The 19,235-nt window shown below is 70.0% G+C and carries 18 protein-coding genes; 8 read left to right on the forward strand and 10 right to left on the reverse strand.

All coding sequences use genetic code 11. The features are described 5' to 3' along the window. Window positions 1-49: 49 nt before the first annotated feature. Both OG714_RS23855 and OG714_RS23860 read right to left on the reverse strand, forming a co-directional pair. Entirely contained in the window at window positions 50-1,117 is a 1,068-nt protein-coding gene (locus OG714_RS23855) for an aspartate-semialdehyde dehydrogenase (protein ID WP_406123889.1), read from the reverse strand. Continuing rightward, complete coding sequence (locus OG714_RS23860; protein WP_328680818.1) at window positions 1,117-2,388, reverse strand: aspartate kinase; 1,272 nt, start codon at window positions 2,386-2,388, stop codon at window positions 1,117-1,119. The genes OG714_RS23855 and OG714_RS23860 overlap by 1 nt, the downstream gene beginning before the upstream one ends. A gap of 196 nt (window positions 2,389-2,584) precedes the next feature. On the opposite strand from OG714_RS23860, the gene OG714_RS23865 reads away from it, so the two are divergent. Then, window positions 2,585-3,283, forward strand: coding sequence for a response regulator transcription factor (locus OG714_RS23865; protein WP_406123891.1), 699 nt, complete (start codon window positions 2,585-2,587; stop codon window positions 3,281-3,283). After that, a complete protein-coding gene (locus OG714_RS23870) occupies window positions 3,280-4,569 on the forward strand; it encodes an ATP-binding protein (RefSeq protein ID WP_406123893.1) in 1,290 nt (429 codons plus the stop codon). The genes OG714_RS23865 and OG714_RS23870 overlap by 4 nt, the downstream gene beginning before the upstream one ends. On the opposite strand, the gene OG714_RS23875 is transcribed toward OG714_RS23870, so the two are convergent. Both OG714_RS23875 and OG714_RS23880 read right to left on the reverse strand, forming a co-directional pair. Continuing rightward, window positions 4,535-5,035, reverse strand: coding sequence for an SgcJ/EcaC family oxidoreductase (locus tag OG714_RS23875; RefSeq protein ID WP_406123895.1), 501 nt, complete (start codon window positions 5,033-5,035; stop codon window positions 4,535-4,537). The two genes, OG714_RS23870 and OG714_RS23875, sit on opposite strands and share 35 nt — an antisense overlap. Before the next feature lie 106 nt (window positions 5,036-5,141). Continuing rightward, a complete protein-coding gene (locus OG714_RS23880; RefSeq protein WP_406123896.1) occupies window positions 5,142-5,333 on the reverse strand; it encodes a hypothetical protein in 192 nt (63 codons plus the stop codon). Window positions 5,334-5,482: 149 nt separating this feature from the next. Here OG714_RS23880 and OG714_RS23885 point away from each other — a divergent pair, with 149 nt between their 5' ends. Beyond that, the gene (locus tag OG714_RS23885) at window positions 5,483-6,202 is read left to right on the forward strand and encodes a TSUP family transporter (protein ID WP_406123898.1); all 720 of its coding nucleotides are present in this window, start codon (window positions 5,483-5,485) and stop codon (window positions 6,200-6,202) included. Between the two features lie 24 nt (window positions 6,203-6,226). Here the strand turns inward: OG714_RS23885 and OG714_RS23890 are convergent, their stop codons facing one another. From OG714_RS23890 to OG714_RS23900, 3 genes are all read right to left on the reverse strand, one after another. Beyond that, the gene (locus tag OG714_RS23890; protein WP_406123900.1) at window positions 6,227-6,886 is read right to left on the reverse strand and encodes a DUF5063 domain-containing protein; all 660 of its coding nucleotides are present in this window, start codon (window positions 6,884-6,886) and stop codon (window positions 6,227-6,229) included. Further along, window positions 6,879-7,478, reverse strand: coding sequence for a recombination mediator RecR (gene recR, locus OG714_RS23895; RefSeq protein WP_327402451.1), 600 nt, complete (start codon window positions 7,476-7,478; stop codon window positions 6,879-6,881). Before recR ends, OG714_RS23890 begins: the two co-directional genes overlap by 8 nt. A 68-nt stretch (window positions 7,479-7,546) precedes the next feature. Next, a complete protein-coding gene (locus OG714_RS23900; protein ID WP_355917924.1) occupies window positions 7,547-7,891 on the reverse strand; it encodes a YbaB/EbfC family nucleoid-associated protein in 345 nt (114 codons plus the stop codon). A gap of 295 nt (window positions 7,892-8,186) precedes the next feature. Here OG714_RS23900 and OG714_RS23905 point away from each other — a divergent pair, with 295 nt between their 5' ends. Next, window positions 8,187-8,897: an SLATT domain-containing protein gene (locus OG714_RS23905; RefSeq protein WP_406123902.1), complete on the forward strand. Its 711-nt coding sequence runs from the start codon at window positions 8,187-8,189 to the stop codon at window positions 8,895-8,897. Window positions 8,898-8,929: 32 nt separating this feature from the next. Here OG714_RS23905 and OG714_RS23910 read toward each other — a convergent pair whose 3' ends face one another. Then, window positions 8,930-11,056: a protein kinase domain-containing protein gene (locus tag OG714_RS23910; protein ID WP_406131921.1), complete on the reverse strand. Its 2,127-nt coding sequence runs from the start codon at window positions 11,054-11,056 to the stop codon at window positions 8,930-8,932. Between the two features lie 237 nt (window positions 11,057-11,293). Here OG714_RS23910 and OG714_RS23915 point away from each other — a divergent pair, with 237 nt between their 5' ends. The 4 genes from OG714_RS23915 (at window position 11,294) to OG714_RS23930 (ending at window position 16,727) form a co-directional block, all read left to right on the forward strand. Continuing rightward, window positions 11,294-12,649 (forward strand): aspartate aminotransferase family protein, encoded by a 1,356-nt coding sequence (locus tag OG714_RS23915; RefSeq protein ID WP_406123904.1) that lies wholly within the window; start codon window positions 11,294-11,296, stop codon window positions 12,647-12,649. Window positions 12,650-12,816: 167 nt separating this feature from the next. Then, complete coding sequence (locus OG714_RS23920; protein ID WP_406131922.1) at window positions 12,817-13,521, forward strand: GntR family transcriptional regulator; 705 nt, start codon at window positions 12,817-12,819, stop codon at window positions 13,519-13,521. Between the two features lie 26 nt (window positions 13,522-13,547). Further along, entirely contained in the window at window positions 13,548-15,986 is a 2,439-nt protein-coding gene (locus OG714_RS23925) for a dolichyl-phosphate beta-glucosyltransferase (RefSeq protein ID WP_406123905.1), read from the forward strand. A gap of 90 nt (window positions 15,987-16,076) precedes the next feature. After that, entirely contained in the window at window positions 16,077-16,727 is a 651-nt protein-coding gene (locus OG714_RS23930) for a hypothetical protein (protein ID WP_406123907.1), read from the forward strand. A gap of 7 nt (window positions 16,728-16,734) precedes the next feature. On the opposite strand, the gene OG714_RS23935 is transcribed toward OG714_RS23930, so the two are convergent. Further along, the gene (locus tag OG714_RS23935; protein ID WP_406123908.1) at window positions 16,735-17,025 is read right to left on the reverse strand and encodes a hypothetical protein; all 291 of its coding nucleotides are present in this window, start codon (window positions 17,023-17,025) and stop codon (window positions 16,735-16,737) included. Between the two features lie 251 nt (window positions 17,026-17,276). After that, window positions 17,277-19,094: a bifunctional metallophosphatase/5'-nucleotidase gene (locus OG714_RS23940; protein ID WP_406123910.1), complete on the reverse strand. Its 1,818-nt coding sequence runs from the start codon at window positions 19,092-19,094 to the stop codon at window positions 17,277-17,279. Window positions 19,095-19,235: the final 141 nt, after the last annotated feature.

A 19,235-nucleotide genomic window follows, 5' to 3' on the forward strand; every position in this document is an offset into this window, starting at 1 on the left:
GCCACTGGCCAGCGGATTTACGGCGGGGCAGGAGGGGTCGGGCCCGCACTCAGGCCAGTTCGCGCGCCACCAGCTCGGCGATCTGCGCGGTATTGAGGGCCGCTCCCTTGCGCAAATTGTCCCCGCAGACGAACAGTTCGAGCGCGGTCGGATCGTCCAGCGCCCGCCGCAGCCGCCCCACCCACGTCGGGTCGGTGCCCACCACGTCGGCGGGCGTCGGGAACTCACCGGCGGCCGGATTGTCGAAGAGGACGACCCCCGGGGCCGTAGCGAGGATCTCGCGGGCCCCGTCGACGGTGACCTCGCCCTGGAAGCGGGCGTGGACCGTGAGGGAGTGCGTGGTGACCACCGGGACGCGCACGCAGGTCACCGCGACCGGCAGCGCGGGCAGCCCGAGGATCTTGCGGGACTCGTCCCGCACCTTCATCTCCTCCGAGGACCAGCCGTCCTCGCGCAGGGACCCGGCCCACGGTACGACGTTCAGCGCGACCGGCTCCGGGAACGGCCCGGTGTTGTCCCCGACGGCCCGCCGTACGTCACCGGGCTTGGTGCCCAGGTCCGTACCGGCCACCAGGGACAGCTGCTGGCGCAGGGTCTCCACCCCGGCCCGGCCCGCCCCGCTCACGGCCTGGTACGACGACACCACCAGCTCGCGCAGCCCGAACTCGGCGTGCAGCGCGCCCACGGCGACGATCATCGACAGGGTCGTGCAGTTCGGGTTGGCGATGATCCCGCGCGGACGGTGCCGCACCTTGTGCGGGTTGACCTCGGGGACCACCAGGGGCACCTCCGGGTCCATCCGGAAGGCGCCCGAGTTGTCGACGACGACCACGCCCTTGGCAGCGGCGATCGGCGCCCACTGGGCGGAGACCTCGTCGGGGACGTCGAACATGGCGACGTCGACCCCGTCGAAGGCCTCCTCGGTCAGGGCCACCACCTCGACCTGCTCCCCGCGCACGGTCAGCTTGCGGCCGGCCGAGCGCGGAGAGGCGATCAGGCGGATCTCGCCCCAGATGTCCGCGTGCTGGGACAGGATCTGGAGCATGACCGTGCCGACGGCCCCGGTCGCGCCGACCACGGCGAGCGTCGGACGCACGGTCGCTCCGGTGGTGGCCATCAGCGGCCGGTGCCTCCGTAGACGACGGCTTCGTCGCTGTCGGAGTCGAGGCCGAACGCCGTGTGCACGGCGCGGACGGCCTCGTTGACGTCGTCGGCGCGGGTGACCACCGAGATACGGATCTCGGAGGTCGAGATCAGCTCGATGTTGACGCCCGCGTCGGACAGGGCGGTGAAGAAGTCGGCGGTGACGCCGGGGTTCGTCTTCATGCCCGCGCCGACCAGGGAGATCTTGCCGATCTGGTCGTCGTAGCGCAGCGACTCGAAGCCGATGCCGCCCTTGTTCTTCTCCAGGGCGTCGATGGCCTTGCGGCCCTCCGCCTTGGGGAGGGTGAAGGAGATGTCCGTGAGACCGGTCGAGGCGGCCGACACGTTCTGCACGATCATGTCGATGTTGACCTGGGCGTCGGAGATCGTCCGGAAGATCACCGCGGCCTCGCCCGGCTTGTCGGGCACGCCGACGACCGTGATCTTGGCCTCGGAGGTGTCGTGCGCGACACCGGAGATGATGGCCTGCTCCACCTGCTGGTCCCCAATCGGCTCACTGCTGACCCAGGTGCCCTGAAGTCCACTGAAGCTGGACCGCACATGGATCGGGATGTTGTATCGGCGGGCGTACTCCACACAGCGGTGGAGCAGCACCTTGGAGCCGGATGCGGCGAGCTCCAGCATGTCCTCGAAGACGATCCAGTCGATCTTCTTCGCCTTCGGCACCACGCGCGGGTCGGCGGTGAACACACCGTCGACGTCGGTGTAGATCTCGCACACCTCGGCGTCGAGCGCGGCGGCGAGGGCGACGGCGGTGGTGTCGCTGCCGCCCCGCCCCAGCGTGGTGATGTCCTTCTTGTCCTGGCTCACACCCTGGAACCCGGCGACGATGGCGATGTTGCCCTCGTCCAACGCCGTGCGGATCCGACCGGGCGTGACGTCGATGATCCGCGCTTTGTTGTGGACCGAGTCGGTGATGACGCCTGCCTGGCTGCCCGTGAACGACTGGGCCTCGTGGCCCAGGTTTTTGATCGCCATGGCCAGCAGCGCCATGGAGATCCGCTCTCCGGCGGTCAGCAGCATGTCGAACTCACGCCCGGCGGGCATCGGAGATACCTGCTCGGCGAGATCGATCAGCTCGTCCGTCGTGTCGCCCATCGCGGAAACGACGACGACCACTTGGTGGCCGTTCTTCTTCGCTTCGACGATTCGCTTGGCGACGCGCTTGATGCCCTCGGCATCGGCTACGGAGGAGCCTCCGTACTTCTGCACGACAAGGCCCACGTGCGCTCCTCGCTCAGTCCTGGTGTGTCGGCTCAGTTTAACGAGCACCCGAAATTCGCTTCCGTGGTATCGCATCGTGAGATTCGGAAGCTTCGGACGCCCAGGTCAGCGCATGCCCACTTAAGGGGTGCGGGAAAAGTGCCGAGCGTCACAGGTCACGCCTGTGAATTAAGTTTCAAGCATTAAGGTGCGCCGTGTGCGCGTACTTCTGGTGGAAGACGATGAGCCGGTCGCCGAGTCCCTGCGACGCGGACTGATCCGCTACGGCTTCGAGGTCGACTGGGTCACGACGGGCGGGGCGGCCCTGGCCCACTCCGCTCCCTACGACGTCGTCCTCCTCGACCTCGGCCTGCCCGACACCGACGGCCTCGACGTCTGCAGGGCGCTGCGCGCCCGCGGCGACGTGCCGATCATCGTGATCAGCGCGCGCAGCGACGAGACGGACCGGGTGGTCGGCCTGGAGCTGGGCGCCGACGACTACGTGTCGAAGCCGTTCGGGGTCCGCGAGGTCATCGCGCGCATAAGGGCGGTGATGCGCCGCGCCCAGCCCCGGGCCGCCGCCGAGGCCGCGGGCCCCGACGAGTACGGCACCCGCCTCACCATCGACCGCAAGGCCGCCCGGGTCCGCCTCGACGGCGAGGAGATCCCGCTGGCCCCCAAGGAGTACGACCTGCTGTCGTTCCTCACCGAGGAGCCCGGCGCGCTGATGTCGCGCGAACAGATCATGGAAGCGGTCTGGGACGCGAACTGGTTCGGCCCGACGAAGACGCTCGACGTCCATGTGGCGGCGCTGCGGCGGAAGCTGGCGGGCGCGATCACCATCGAGGCGGTACGGGGCGTCGGCTTCCGCCTGGAGATCACGCCCGGCACGGCCGAGGGAACGTCCCCCTCATGATCCGGCAGCTCATCGTCAGCTACGTCCTGCTCGTGGCCGTGGCGCTGACCGCGTTCACCGTGCCCGTCGCCTTCACGCTGACCGCCCAACTGCGCGGTGACACCGAGCAGTCGGTGGAGCGCGAGGCGAAGACCATGGCCCTCCTGCTGAGCGGCGACGCCGCCTCGCGCGCCGCCCTGGACCGCATGGTGGTGGCGTACGCGCAGGAGACCCCTGGCACGGCCGAGGTGCTGCCCGCCTCCCGGGCGAAGACCGCGACGCACTGGGGCGACGGGGAACTGGAGGTGACGGCACCGGCGAAGCGCGACGGCCGGACCGTCGGCGCCGTGCGCATCACGTACCCGACCTCCGACCTGACCCGGCGCCTGGTGCAGATCTGGGGGTTCCGGGCGATCCTCGCGCTGGCGGTGCTGGCGGTGGCGGCCGGTCTGGGCGCGATCGTGGCCCGCCGTCTCACTCGCCCCCTGCGCCAGCTCAACGACATGGCGAGCAAGTTCAGCGACGGCGACCTGACGGCCCGCTCCCCCGTGACGGGCCCGCACGAGACGCAGACACTGGCCAGGACGCTGAACCAGGGTGCCGAACGCCTCGACACCCTCATCGCCTCGCAGCGCATCTTCGTCGCCGACGCCTCCCACCAACTCCGCACCCCGCTCACGGCGTTGAGGCTGTCCTTGGACAACATCGCGGACGGCGTGGACGACGAGTTCGTACGGGAGGACGTGGAACAGGCGACGGCGGAGGTGGTCCGGATGAGCCGCCTGGTCAACGGCCTGCTGGTACTGGCGCGGGCGGAGGCGAAGGTGACGGCGGCGGAACCTCTACCGCTTCGGGAGATCGTGGCCGAACGACTCTCGGTGTGGAGACCGGCCGCCGACGAGCGCGGAGTACACATCGCGCTCAGGGGGAGTGTCGTCGACGGCCGGCCGCTCGTGCTGGCCAGTCCCGGTCATCTCGAACAGGTCCTGGACAACGTGCTGTCGAACGCCCTGGAGGTGTCACCGGACGGCGCCACGATCACCGTAGGCTCCGAACTCCGGGGCGAAGAGGTCGAGTTGACGGTGGCGGACGAGGGTCCCGGTATGTCCGACGCGGAGAAGTCCCGTGCCTTCGACCGCTTCTGGCGCGGTCAGGGCCTCACCGGGCGCTCCGGTTCGGGCCTGGGCCTCGCCGTCGTACGTCAGTTGGTGATGGACGACGGCGGGACGGTGACCCTGCGGGACGCTCCCGGGAACGGGCTGTCGGTGGTCATCACCCTTCGGGCATCACCGAGGAGTGGTGGTTGACGATCAGCCACTTGCCGCCGCGCTTCTCGTACTCGTAGGTGTAACGGGCCTCCACCACACGCTTCTTGCCGGTCTTCGGGTCGGTGAGCGTGATGTCGTAGGCGCCCGCGTCGATGGCCGAGTTGCTGTCGAGGACGTTGATGTACGTCTCGACCTTCTTCGCGACCGGCTTGTTCGGCAGGAAGTGGTCGAAGTAGTCGATGATCTCGGCGCGGTCGGTGCGGATCTCGTTGGAGACGGTGGGCAGGAGCACGGCGTCCGGCGCGTACCGGTTCGCGACCTTCTTCGGGTCACCGGTCTGCAGCGCGGCGTTCCAGCCGTCGAAGAGGGCGGCTATCTGCTTCTTGCTGGGCTTGGCGTCCTGCTGGGGACCGGCCGTCGCGACGACGGTTCCGGCGGTGCCGAGGGCCAGCACGGTGGTGACGGTGACGACGGCTGCACGCTTGCTGATGGATCTGCGGGTCATCTCAACTCCAGTTGTACTGGTGCCTCTTTGGGATGACTCCAGACTCTCTTTCCGCTGGTTAGGGCCCGTGCAACGGACGTACAGGGGTGAGGAAGGACTGGCCCAATTAACGTGCTGCGACCGCCTGACCACGGTCCCGGACGAGGCTGACACCGGCTCCCAGCGATACGACGCCCATCCCCACGGCGGTCATCACGCCCTGCGTTCCGTCGACCACGAAGGGTGCGACCGCGGCGACGGCCAGGTTGAACAGGAAGAGGAACCAGAGGACGGGCTTGGAGGAGAGGAGGTTCTTCATGACGGGCATCCTTGGGATCTCGGAGCCGGTGGCTCGTTCACCGGCTGACGAGTTCAACGATCCCGTTTCCGCAGGTCCGCGACGAGGGAGTGCGGTCCCGAACCGAGGGTGTAGCGGGCTACACCCCGGCCCCTGAATGATGTTGGTCCATGACCACCGACATACTCCTGGGCGGAATCGTCCTGCTCGGCGCTTCCGTCCAGTGGCTCACGGGCATGGGCTTCGCCCTGGTCGCCGTACCGGCCCTGGTCCTGCTGCTCGGCCCGTCCCAGGGGGTCGTCCTCGCCAACTGCGCCGCCGGCGCGATCAGCGTCGTAGGACTGGCGGGCGGCTGGCGGCAGGTGCGGGCGCGCGCGATGGTCCCGCTGTGCGCGGCGGCGGTCTGCACGGTACCGGCGGGCGCGTGGATGACCCGCCGACTCCCCCCGCCGGTCCTCCTGTTGGTCATGGGCGGCCTGGTGACGGTAGCCGTGCTCCTGGTGATGCGCGGCGCCCGGGTCCCGGCCCTGCGCGGCACGAAGGGCGCGGTCGCGGCGGGCGCGGTGGGCGGTTTCATGAACGCGGCGGCGGGCGTGGGCGGCCCGCCGATCTCCCTCTACGCGGTCAACGCGGGCTGGACGGTACGGGAGTTCGTCCCCAATGCCCAGTTCTACGGCGTCGTCGTCAACGCGTTCTCGGTCGCCGCGAACGGCCTGCCCAGCCTGCGCACACCGCAGTGGGTCGCGGTCGTCGCCGCGATGGTGATGGGCGGGGTGATCGGGCGGGGGCTGGCTGGGCGAATACCTGAACCCCGGGCGCGGCTACTGGTGTTGTCGCTGGCGCTCGCGGGCGGGCTCACGGCCGTGGGAAAGGGGGCGTGGGGGTTGTGACCCCCAACGCCCCCCTACCAAGGACTACTTGACCGGCCTGATCCCCAACGGCCCCGCGATCTCCTCCGCCATCACCGCGCCCGCCTCGAACTCCAGCGTCTCGTCGCCCATGCTCACGTCCGTGTCCAGGCCGTCCAGTTCCGGGAGGGGCTGGTTGAGGCGGACGTGGGCGACCAGGGACTGGAGGGCGCGCAGGGATGCCGAGGCGGTGGAGCCCCAGTTGGAGAAGTAGGAGAACTGCCACCACCACATGGCCTCCGTGGTGCGGCCGGCGCGGTAGTGGGCCATGCCGTGGCGGAGGTCGGTGATGACGTCCGCGAGGTCGTCGGAGATACGGGCCGGTACCGGGGCCTTGCGCGGCTCGTAGGGGTCGAAGACCTCCGAGTACACGTCGATCGGCTCCAGCATCACCGCGAGGCGCTCGCGGATCTCGTCCACGTCCGGCTCCGGGCCCAGGTCGGGCTCGTAGCGCTCGTCCGGGAGGATGTCCTCGTGCGCGCCCAGGCGGCCGCCCGCCAGGAGGAGTTGGGACACCTCCAGGAGGAGGAAGGGGACCGCCGAGTCGGGGTCCTCGCCCTTCGCTACCTCCGACACGGCCACCAGGAAGCTCTCGACCTGGTCCGCGATCTGGACCGCGAAGTCGTCCGGGTCCTGAGCGGTGGCATGCAGCGTGGCGTCAGACATCTAGGAGTCGTCTCCCCTCGAAGGCGCGGCCGAGGGTCACCTCGTCCGCGTATTCCAGGTCGCCGCCCACCGGGAGGCCGCTGGCCAGGCGGGTGACCTTGAGGCCCATGGGCTTGATCATGCGGGCGAGGTACGTGGCCGTGGCCTCGCCCTCCAGATTCGGATCCGTGGCAATGATCAGTTCCGTGACCGTACCGTCGGCCAACCGCGCGAGAAGTTCTCGTATACGCAGGTCGTCGGGTCCGACACCCTCGATCGGGCTGATCGCGCCGCCCAGGACGTGGTACTTGCCCCGGAACTCGCGGGTGCGTTCAACCGCCACGACGTCCTTCGGCTCCTCGACCACGCAGATCACCGTGAGGTCGCGGCGCGGGTCGCGGCAGATCCCGCACAGTTCCTCCTGTGCGACGTTGCCGCAGGTCGCGCAGAAGCGGACCTTCGCCTTGACCTCCATCAGGCACTGCGCGAGCCGGCGGACGTCCGTCGGCTCCGCCTGCAGGATGTGGAAGGCGATCCGCTGCGCGCTCTTGGGACCGACGCCGGGGAGTCGCCCCAGTTCGTCGATGAGGTCCTGGACCACGCCTTCGTACAACGGACTGCCTGCCCTTCCTGAAGTCGTGCGGTACGTGCCGTACGTACCGTAGTTGGCCGCGGCCCGTCTTAGAAAGGCAGACCGGGGATACCGCTGCCGCCGCCGAGGCCCTGCGCGAGCGGGCCGAGCTTCTGCTGCTGGAGAGTCTGCGCGTTCTCGTTGGCCGCCTGGACCGCCGCGACGATCAGATCCGCGAGGGTCTCGGTGTCGTCCGGGTCGACCGCCTTCGGGTCGATCTTCAGCGCGCGGAGCTCGCCGGAGCCGGTGACGGTGGCCTTCACCAGCCCGCCGCCCGCCTGTCCGTCGACCTCGGTCCGCGCCAGCTCCTCCTGCGCGTTCGCCAGGTCCTGCTGCATCTTCTGGGCCTGCTGGAGCAGCTGCTGCATATTGGGCTGGCCACCACCGGGAATCACGATCAGCTCCTGGTTTCGTACGGCTGTCGGTCGGTTGTCAGTCATGGATACGGCCGTGGAACGGCCATGGATACGGCTGTATGGGCGAGGTTTCCCCCGCTCGGCACGAGCCTACGTGGTCCGGGCAGTCATCGCTTCAGCACTCTTTCGAGTGAGTCTTCACCGTGTCCTATACCTGATCAAGACCCACTTCCGGGCGGAAAAGAGGTGAAACCAGATCCTTCGCCACCCATTGGGCGGTAGGAAGGGTCCGGCACATCAGCATCAGGTGTCACACGACGTAAGGGAGTGCCGGGTGGGTCAGCCGGAGATTCAGCCCGAAGGCGGCGATCTGGCCGGGCGGACGTTTCCGCTCGGGGACTGGGGCGAGCCGACGGCCCGGCTGGACGAGCTGTACCGGTGGGTCGAGCGCGGGGCGCTGGAGACGGCGACCCGCTACCTCACGGACCGGGTGTGGAAGCGGCGCGGGGCGCGGGTGCTGCGCGCGGGCGCCGCGCTGGGCGCGCTGACGGGCGCCGCGCTGCCCCTGCTGGACCTCACCGGGGTGGCGGGCGGGGTGGCCGCCTGGGGCTATCTGGCGCTGCTGCTGGGGGTCGCGTGCGTGGCCGGGGACCGGTTCTTCGGCATGACGTCCGGCTGGATGCGGGACGTCGCTACGGCACAGGCCGTGCAGCGCCGTCTCCAGGTGCTCCAGTTCGACTGGGCGTCGGAGGGTGTGCGGGAGTTCCTGGGGCCCGCGGAGGGCACGGCGAGCGAGGCCGCGGACCGGTGTCTTGGGGTGCTGCGGCGCTTCTCGGAGGACGTGACGGAACTGGTCCGGGTGGAGACGGCCGACTGGATGGTGGAGTTCCGGACCGGGTCGGGGCCGCTGGGCATCCAGTCGGCGGTGGTGCCCGCGAGCCGTCCGGAGGGGACCGTCGTCCAGGGCAGGTTCCCGATGCCGCCGGGACCGGGCGGCGGCACCCGCCCGAACATGCCGAGGCAGCGGCCGCCCGAGCCCCGGTGAGGTGGACGCCGGCCCGACGCCCAGCCTGACGTTCAGCCCGCCTTCGTGTACGTCAGCTTCTCCCCGTTGCTGGTGCTCACGCGCTCCAGCGTGGTGGCCGACAGCAGGGTGATCTCGGTGGCGGAGCCCGGGTTGCAGGACGACAGCGGCTTCCCTGAGGTGACGGTGGAGGCGCCGATCGCCAACGGGCTCTCGCCGCCCGGCTCTTGGGCGAGGTCGGCGGTGAACTCGCAGTGGTAGCCGGGTCCGTCCGCGACCAGGGTGAGGACCGGGGACCCCACCTTCCCCTGCCGGATGGTGAGTTGGCGGGTGTTGTGGCCCGTGGCGTTGTCGATGGCCGCGTTCCAGGTGCCGAGGTATCCGCTGGGTACGTCACCGTCGCCGGACGTTGTCGGTGAGGGCGATCGGCTCGGCGACGGCTCCCCGGTGCTCGGCCCCGGGGTCGTGGGCGCGGCGCTGGTGGCCTGGCCGCCCGAACCGGCCTTCGTACGACCGCCGTTGCCCCCGTCCTTCATCAGCGCGTACACCGAGCCACCGGCCCCCAGCGCGACGACCAGCGCGACCACGACGAGGAGCACGGTCGACCGCCCGTTCCTGCGCGGCGGCTGGGGCTCCCCGTACGGCGGGACCGCCCCGGCCGGCCCCGGGCCGTAGGGCGGAGTGGCACCGAGGCCGCCGTTGTGCGGGTAGGGGTTGTACGGCACCTGGCCGCCCCAGCCGAGGAGTTGGCGGGCCGGGGGCGGGGGGTAGCCGGCGGCCGGGGAGGGTTGGGGGGAGCCGTAGGCGGTGGGCTGGTCGGGCCGCTGCGGGTCGCCGTAGGCGGTGGAGGGCTGGGGGTGCTGTTGCGGGTAGCCGTAGGCCGGGTGCGGGGGCTGTGGGGGCGGCGGCGTCCGGGTGGCCCCGGCCGGGTCCGCGACCACCGTCGGGAGGTGCTCGTCGGGTGCCGGTGCCGGGGCGGAGTCGTCGGAGGCGGGAGCGTGCTCGGGCGAGGCTTCGGGAGCGTTGGCGGGTTTTTCAGGGAGGGGAACCGGCTTCGCCACGGCAATGGGGGCGGGGGCGGGAGCAGCAGCGGGGGCAGGGGCGGCCGCCGGAACGGGCGCGGTCCCCTGAACCGCCTCCGGGGCCCCTCTCTCCGGGGCCGGAGCCGGGCCCGGGTCCCCCGTCTCCGGCGCGGCCTTCTCCAGGTCCACGCGTTCCGCGTCCTCGCGGTCCACGTCCACCCGTTCGAGCTCCGTCGTCTCCGGGTCCTCCGCGTCCAGCAACTGCACGGCGTGGCGGCCGAGTTGGGCGACCAGCGCGCCCGGCAGCCACGGGTCGCGGGAGCGGCCGCCGGAGACCGTGTCCTCGGCGCCCGTGCGGTCGAGGATGCGGTTGAGGGTGGGGCGGGTGGCCGGGTCCTTGCGGAGGCAGTCGCGGACCAGGTCGGCGATGCCCTCGGGGACGCCCGACAGGTCGGGTTCCTCCTGGGCGATGCGGAACATCAGGGCGTGGACGCCGCTGTTGGCGGCGCCGAAGGGGAGCGTGCCGGTGGCCGCGTAGGCGAGGACGGAGCCGAGGCAGAAGACGTCGCACGCCGGGGTGATGCGGTCGCCCCGCACCTGTTCCGGCGCCATGAAACCGGGCGAGCCGACCAGCGAACCGGTGCGGGTGAGCCCGTCCCCGGCCTGGGTCTCCAGGGCGCGCGCTATGCCGAAGTCGATGACGCGGGGACCGTCGATGGTCACCAGCACGTTGGACGGCTTGAGGTCGCGGTGGACGATGCCGGCGGCGTGGATGTCCTTCAGCGCGTGCGCGAGACCGGCCGCGAGGATCCGTACCGACCGCTCGGGCAGCGCCCCGTGATCGCGCCCGACGACCTGTTGCAGGCTCGGCCCGGCGACATACCCGGTGGCCACCCACGGCACCTCGGCCTCGGTGTCCGCGTCCAGCACGGGCGCCGTCCAGTGGCCGCCGACCCGGCGCGCGGCCCGCACCTCCTGCCGGAACCGCGCCCGGAACTCCTCCTGCGCGGCGAGGTCCTCCCGCACCAGCTTCACGGCGACCGTGCGCCCCCGGTCCGACCGGGCCAGATACACATGGCCCATGCCACCGGCCCCCAGCCGGGCCAGCAGCCGATACGCCCCGATCCGCTGCGGATCGGCCGCCCCCAGTTTCTCCACGACCGCGCCGCCTCCCCTGAATTCCCCGGTCACGCCCCGGTCGCGCCCCTGTGCTCCGCGACAGACCGAGAATAGTGCGGGCAAACGACGGGACGGACGGAGCGGTGTCTACGGTTCCGTAACGGCGGGGCCGTGCCCGTGGGGCCGTCCAGCCCCGACAACCTGTCGCGGAAACCGCCCGACCACAGACAGGACGCCGATTCCTTTTCCGCATCGCGGACATTTACGCTCGCCCGCATGACCCCTCAGCCCAACCCCCAGGCCGGCGCCGCCGTGAAGGCCGCGGACCGCGCGCACGTGTTCCACTCCTGGTCCGCGCAGGAGCTCATCGACCCGCTCGCCGTGGCCGGCGCGGAGGGGTCGTACTTCTGGGACTACGACGGCAGGCGCTACCTGGACTTCACCAGCGGGCTCGTCTACACGAACATCGGCTACCAGCACCCGAAGGTCGTCGCCGCGATCCAGGAGCAGGCCGCGACGATGACCACCTTCGCGCCCGCCTTCGCGATCGAGGCCCGGTCCGAAGCAGCCAGGCTCATCGCCGAGCGGACCCCCGGCGACCTGGACAAGATCTTCTTCACCAACGGTGGCGCGGACGCGATCGAGCACGCGACGCGCATGGCCCGGCTGCACACCGGCCGCCCCAAGGTGCTCTCCGCCTACCGCTCGTACCACGGCGGTACGCAGCAGGCGATCAACCTCACCGGGGATCCCCGCCGTTGGGCCAGCGACAGCGCCGCGGCCGGGGTCGTGCACTTCTGGGCGCCCTTCCTGTACCGGTCCCGTTTCTACGCCGAGACCGAGGCGCAGGAGTGCGAGCGCGCGCTGGAGCACCTGGAGACGACGATCTCCTTCGAGGGGCCGGCGACCATCGCCGCGATCGTCCTGGAGACCGTTCCGGGGACCGCCGGGATCATGGTGCCGCCGCCCGGTTATCTCGCCGGGGTCCGGGAGATCTGCGACAAGTACGGGATCGTCTTCATTCTCGACGAGGTGATGGCCGGGTTCGGGCGGACCGGTGAGTGGTTCGCGGCCGATCTGTTCGACGTCGTACCGGACCTGATGACCTTCGCGAAGGGCGTGAACTCCGGCTATGTGCCGCTCGGCGGTGTCGCCATCTCCGGCGCGATCGCGGACACCTTCGGCAAGCGGCCCTACCCGGGCGGGCTGACGTACTCCGGGCACCCGCTGGCCTGTGCCGCGGCCGTCGCGACGATCAACGTGATGGCCGAGGAGGGAGTCGTGGAGAACGCGAGGACCCTCGGTACGACGGTCGTCGAGCCCGCGCTGCGGGCGCTGGCCGAGCGGCACCCGAGCGTGGGCGAGGTGCGGGGCGTCGGGATGTTCTGGGCGCTGGAGCTGGTGAAGGACCGGGAGACGCGTGAGCCGCTGGTGCCGTACAACGCGGCCGGTGAGGCGAACGCGGCGATGGCCGCCTTCGGGGCCGCCGCCAAGCAGCAGGGGCTGTGGCCGTTCGTCAACATGAACCGCACCCACGTCGTCCCGCCGCTCAACGTGAGCGAGGCCGAGCTGAAGGAGGGCCTCGCGGCTCTGGACGCGGCGCTCTCCGTCGCGGACGAATTCACCGCGTAAAACGGCGTGTAATTCGGCGCCGAATACACCTCTTAACACCCGGAATGGGCGGGTCCGTTCAACGGGTGCCCGCATCCGGGCAGGAGGGGAACCCGAACGCGTAAGGTGGCGTGCTCGTAGACATATACGAGTACGCCATCGAACGCGACGAGGGAGACGCCCCGACGATGCCCGGAGGAAGCAGCGGCAGCGGCGCCGTGACCCGCAGCACCCTGCGGCAGCAGATCGCCGACGCGCTGCGCGACGAGGTCCTCGCCGGCCGGCTCCAGCCCGGTCAGGAGTTCACGGTGAAGGAGATCGCCGAGCAGTACGGCGTCTCCGCGACTCCGGTCCGGGAAGCTCTCGTCGATCTCTCCGCGCAGGGACTCCTGGAAGCCGACCAGCACCGCGGCTTCCGCGTCCACGAGTACTCGGTGGCCGACCACCGCGGGATGATCGAGGCCCGCGCCCTGGTCACCGAGGGCATGTTCCTGGCCCTCATCAAGGGCCACCCCGTCTTCGACCGCACCGACGACCCCCGTACGGTCGCCGCGCTCGCCGGTGTCCGCCGCCGCGGCGAGGAGGCGCAGCGCGCCGCCGACGCCGGTGACCTGAGCGTCCTGATCGGCTACGACCTGCGCTACTGGCGCGAGTTGAGCGCCATGTTCGGCAACCCCTACCTCGGCGACTTCCTGCACCGGCTGCGCGTCCAGTCCTGGGTGTGCACGGTGCAGCATCTGCGCCGGCTGAGCGATCTGCGCGGCCGGCTGTGGTCCGAGCACACCGAGCTGGTCGACGCCCTGGCGCGCCGCGACACCCCGGCCGCACGCTCGATCGTCCTGGCGTACAACACGCACTCCCTCGACCTCATCGAGCGGCTGGCCGCCCGGTGACCGGACCGGAAAGGGCCACTCCGGCCGTGGACAGTGCCTCAGTGGACCCCGGTCTCGCCGTGGACCTCAGCGTCGTCGTGCCCGCCTACAACGAGGAACAGCGGCTCGGGCCGACGCTCGACGCGATCACCGCGTACCTGGGCGACAACGAGGGCCGTTTCGGCGACTGGGAGATCATCGTCGCCGACGACGGCTCCGACGACGGGACCCCGGACGTCGTCACCTCCCGCGCCGACCCGCGCGTGCAGTTGGTCACCAGCCCCCGCAACCGCGGCAAGGGCCACGCCCTGCGCCTCGGGGTCGCCGCCACGCGCGGGCACCGGGTGCTGGTCACCGACGCCGATCTGGCCGCGCCCATCGAGGAGTTGGAGAAACTCGACAAGGAGCTGAGCGAGGGCCGCGCGGCCGCGATCGGCTCCCGCGCCGCGCCGGGCGCGACGATCGAGAGCCACCAGCATCCGATACGCGAACTCCTGGGCCGCGCGGGCAACTTCCTGATACGCCAGGCCGCGGTGCCCGGCATACGCGACACCCAGTGCGGCTTCAAGCTCTTCGAGGGCGACCGCGCCCGCGAGGCCTTCGCCGCCTCCCGGATCAACGGCTGGGGCATCGACGTGGAGGTCCTCCAGCACTTCCGCCGCGCGGACTGGGAGGTCGCCGAGGTGCCGGTGCGCTGGGCCCACCAGTCCGGCTCGAAGGTACGGCCCCTCGACTACGCCAAGGTCCTCACCGAACTCGGCCGCCTCCGCGCCCGCTCCCTGCGCCCGGTCGACGTCCTGGTCACCGTCCTCTTCCTCCTCATGTCGGTCGGCCTCTACTCGGGCCGCCTCTTCGACCCGGACCACCGCTACCTGGTCGACTCGCTCCAGGACCAGAACCAGTGGGAGTGGTTCTTCGCGGTCACGGCCGACAACGTGGCCCACCTCCACAACCCGTTCTTCTCGAACCTCCAGGGCTTCCCCGACGGCGTGAACCTCATGGCCAACACGGTCATGCTGGGCCTGTCGGTCCCCTTCGCGCCCCTCACCCTGCTGGCCGGCCCCGCGGTCTCGCTCAGCGTCTGCATGGCGCTCGGCCTCGCGGCCACGGCCGCCGCCTGGTACTGGCTGATCGTGAAGCGCGTCGTACGGCAACGGGCGGCGGCCTTCGTCGGCGCCTCGCTGGCGGCCTTCGCCCCGCCGATGGTCAGCCACGCCAACGCGCACCCGAACTTCGTCATCCTCTTCATGATCCCGCTGATCATCGACCGCGCCCTGCGCCTGTGCACGGGCACGCGGGTCGTCCGCGACGGCGTCGTGCTCGGCCTGATGGCGGCCTACCAGATCTTCCTCGGCGAGGAGCCCCTGCTCCTGGCGTCGATCGGCATGGTCCTGTTCGCGGCGTCGTACGGCGTCATCCGCAGGGACGTGGTGAAGACGTCCTGGCGCCCCCTGCTGAAGGGCCTGGGCATCGCGGCCGGGATCTGCGCGCCGATCATCCTGATCCCGCTCTACTACCAGTTCATGGGCCCGCAGAGCTACAAGAGCGTCCTGCACGGCGACAACGCCGGCAACAGCCCCCTCGCCCTGCTCTCCTTCGCCGAACGCTCCCTGATCGCGGGCAACGAGGTCCGGGCCGACGCCCTCTCCCTCAACCCCACCGAGCAGAACGCCTTCTACGGCTGGCCGCTCGTCCTCCTCGCCCTCGCGATCGTCGTACGACTGTGGGAGCACGCGCTCGTCAAGGCGCTGGCGTTCACGGCGGTCGCGGCGGCGGTCCTCTCCATGGGCCCCAAGATCCGCATCCCGCTCACGGACACGGTCTACCCGGGCCCGTGGGCCCTGCTCGCCCACAAGCCGCTCTTCGAGTCGGTGATCGAGGGCCGGGTCGCGATGATCTGCGCACCGGCGCTGGGCATGCTGCTCGCGATAGCGGTGGACAAGCTGGCGGCGACACGGCAGATAGGCACGCAGTACATCGGTCTGCTCGCCGTGTGCATGGCCGTGATCCCGATCATCCCGGCACCGCTGAAGGCGGTCGACCGGGCCACGGTGCCGGCCTTCTTCACGGACGGCACCTACAAGTCGTACGTCCGCGCCGGCGAATCCATCGTCCCGGTCCCGCTCGCCGACCCGGGCTCGGCGGAACCCCTGCACTGGCAGACGGCGTCCGGCCTCGGCTTCAAGATGCCGGGCGGCTACTTCAACGGCCCCTACGGCGACGACCGCATCGGCATCTACGGCGCCTCGCCCCGCTACACCTCCAACATGCTGCGGGACGTGCGCTACACCGGCGTCATCCCGACGATCGGCAAGAACTGGCAGGCGCAGGCCAAGGTCGACTTCGCGTTCTGGCACGCGGGCGCGCTGGTGATCGCGCCGCAGCCCAACGACGACAAGCTCCGCACGGCGGTGGAGAAGCTGGTCGGCAAACCCGGTAAGTGGGTGGACGGCGTGTGGGTATGGGACCTGCACGAGGGGAGCTGACCCGGGCCGCACCGACTACTCTTCCCCCTACTCTTGCCTGACCACCATGCGAGATCCACGCTGCGCAGCGAGTAACCGAGGAGCCCCCTTTTGGCCTGTGACCTGTGGCTGGTCCCGCTCGTCGACGTGTTGTGCCACACCCCCGACAATCCGTTCGCCGAGGAACTCGCGCTCTACAACTCCCTGTTGGCCGAGGCCGGGCTCCCTCCGGTGCCGGTGTACCAGTACATGCCGGGGCTGTCCGGCGAGGTCGCCCCCGTGGCGGGCTTCGACTACGACGCGCTGCACTTCCTGCGCCGGGCCTACCTCCTCCAGGTGTGCGGTCTCCCGGTGACGCCGGTCGACGAACTGGGCGGCGACTACGAACAACTCCTGGAGATGTTCGAGACGACGGCACAGCAGTCCCACCTGGTCTGGCACTACGACCACGCGGGCGCGTACGTCCCCGTCGACTTCCCGCACCCGCTCGCGAACGACGAACTCCTCGCGGGCGGCGGGCCCTTGGGCTCCTCCCAAGCCCTGCTGCGCGAGCTGGAGTTCGTGGCCCCGACGATCGGCATCGACCCGGCGAACCCGCCGTCGCCCCCGGAACCCCCCTCCGCTCCCACGGAGTTGGAGGAACCGGCCGTAGCCGCACCGTATGATCCGAGCCCCTTCGCCCGGGAGCGTCACGTGTGGCTGGGCCTGCACGCGGCGGCGACGCGGAGTCTGGCGCAGGGCTCGATGATCGTGTTCAGCTAGCGGACCTTCAGCGGATCTTGGAGAGACCGCTCGAGACGTCCTCCGCGTTCATCACCGGGGTGTAGGTCAGCTCGGCACCCAGGTTGAGGAAGAGCGGCTCACTGATCGACGGGATGTCCGAGGGGTCCGCCAGGTCGAAGAACAGGAACGCGGTGCGCTTGCCGCCCTCGGCGGTGAAGTAGGCGGCCTCGGGCTTGATCTGCTCCAGGGTCTCCTCCATCAGCTTCCCGAGAGTCCCGTTGCGGATGGCCTCGTTCCCCTTCTCCGTGTCCATGGACGCTTTCAGCATCATGCGCATCGCAGTCACCTTCTTCTGGTCGGCGTGCGCGGGGTGGACACATTCAGGATATGCCCGGACAAAGGGGGCGTCGCGGGGGCGGGGTCGGCGTACAGGGCGTCGCGGTGGGCCCACAGCAGGGACGACGACCACATGACGGCCGCCGCGCTGAGCACGGACTCCAGGACCAGGGCGGTGCGGGCCTCACCCCGCCCAGGACTTCCATGGTCGTCCGTGCTCCTCGCGCTCGGCGCCGAAGGCAGGTCCGGGGTCTAGAAGACCGCCGTGCCGGCCTGCGTCAGCTTCCAGTTGACCGCCGCGAAGTCCGCCGGGTCCAGGGCGCCCTTCGCCGTGACGTAGGCGATCATCAGGTCGCGGACCTGGTCGGTGGCGCTGTAGACGGTCTCCGCGGCGGCGATGTGCGGGTAGCCGGAGCCACCGTTCGCGCGGTAGTTGTTCACCGCGACCACGAAGACCTGGTCGTCCGTGACCGAAGTGCCGTTGTACGTGAGGTTCTTGATGCGCGAACCCTCGGCCTGGGCGATGTCGATGTCGTAGGAGACGCCCGCGGCCACGTCGTACATGTAGTCCCAGAAGCTGTTGGCGTTGGTGAGGGTGGCCGTGTCCACCTTCGTGCCCGCCGGCACCTGGTAGTAGTACTTCGCCGCGTACTCCAGGTAGTCCTTGAGCTGGGCGCCCGTGAGCTTCTTGCCGTAGAGGGTGTTGTCGTAGATGTAGAGGCCGGCGATGTCCTTGATGGTGACGGAGCCCTTGGGGATGTCGGCCGTGCGGCTGAAGGGGGCCGCGACCGAGATCAGCGGGAGCGCCGCGTCGGCCGTCGAGAGGCCCGCCTTGACCGAGTCCATCTGCACCTGCTGGATGAAGTCCATGATCGGGACGTCCTTCCAGCAGGACTCCGCCGCCGAGAGGTCCTCGGTGCAGGTGCCGACGGACGTGTTGACGTACTTCACGACCAACTCGTGGTCGGCTTCCAGGAGTTTCCTGATCTCCGGGTCCTCGTCCACCGTGTTGGGGTTGAGGGTCTGCGCCGTCTTGCTGGTGATCTTCCACTGGCCGCGGACGAGTTCGAGCTCGAAGTCGAAGACGCTCAGGCGGTAGCCCCAGCAGTACGGCTCGGAGAGGAGGACGTCCTCGCCGGTCTCCTCGTTCTTCACCGTGTACGACGGGACCTCGACGTGGGTGTGGCCCACGAGGATCGCGTCGATGCCGGGCACCTGCTCGGCGACGAGGTTGGAGGCGTTCTCGACGTACGGGAGCTCGTCGCCGTAGGAAGAACTGCCGTCCAGGCCCGAGTGGTCGGTGAGGAAGACGACGTCGCAGCCCAGCGCGCGCAGCCGCGGGACGTACTTCTTGGCCTGTTCGACGAGGCCCGGGAAGACCATCTTGCCGCTGACGTTGTCCTTGTCCCACAGGGCGATGCCCGGGTTGGTGAGGCCGAGGATGCCGACCTTGATGTCGGGGGCGCCGGGGACGCGGATCTTCTTCACGGTGTACGGGGCGAACGCGGGGCGCAGGGTCTTCGCGTCCAGCGCGTTCGCGCCGAGCAGCGGGAAGTGACACTGCTGCTCGAACTTGCGCAGGGTGTCGATGCCGTAGTTGAACTCGTGGTTGCCGAGGGCGGCGGCGTCGTAGCGCATGTGGTTCATGGCGGTGGCCATCGGGTGCTTGGAGCCGCTGGTGATGGGGTCCACGCGCGCGAAGTAGTAGCCCAGCGAGGTGCCTTGGATGATGTCACCGGCGTCGACGAGGAGGACGTGCCCCTCGCCCTTCGCCTTGCGCTGCTGCTTGATGAGGGTGGCGACGCGGGCGACGCCGACGGAGTTGCCCTTGGAGTCGGAGTAGGCCTTGTCGAGGTAGTAGTCCCAGTCGAAGACGTGGCTGTGCAGGTCGGTCGTGCCCAGGATGGAGAACGACCAGGTCTTGTTCGGCTTCGGGTGGGGGTGCGGCTTGGGGTGGCGGTCGGCGGCCTCGGCCGGGGTCGCCGCTGCCGTGCCCGCGACGGCGACGGCAGCGCCGGTGACGGCTGACTTCTGCACGAACTCACGGCGGTTCATGGGATTGACGGGCATTCAGGACTCCTGGAAGGGCAAAGAGAGCGGGTGTGGCGTGCGGGGCGCGGCGGGGCTACCCGCGTAGATGCTGGCCTTCACCTGTTACCGGCGTAACCACGGACAGCCCAAGGGCCGGTCAAGGATTCCCAAGACCGGCCC

The sequence above is a fragment of the Streptomyces sp. NBC_00989 genome, from assembly GCF_045162655.1.
Taxonomy (GTDB): domain Bacteria; phylum Actinomycetota; class Actinomycetes; order Streptomycetales; family Streptomycetaceae; genus Streptomyces.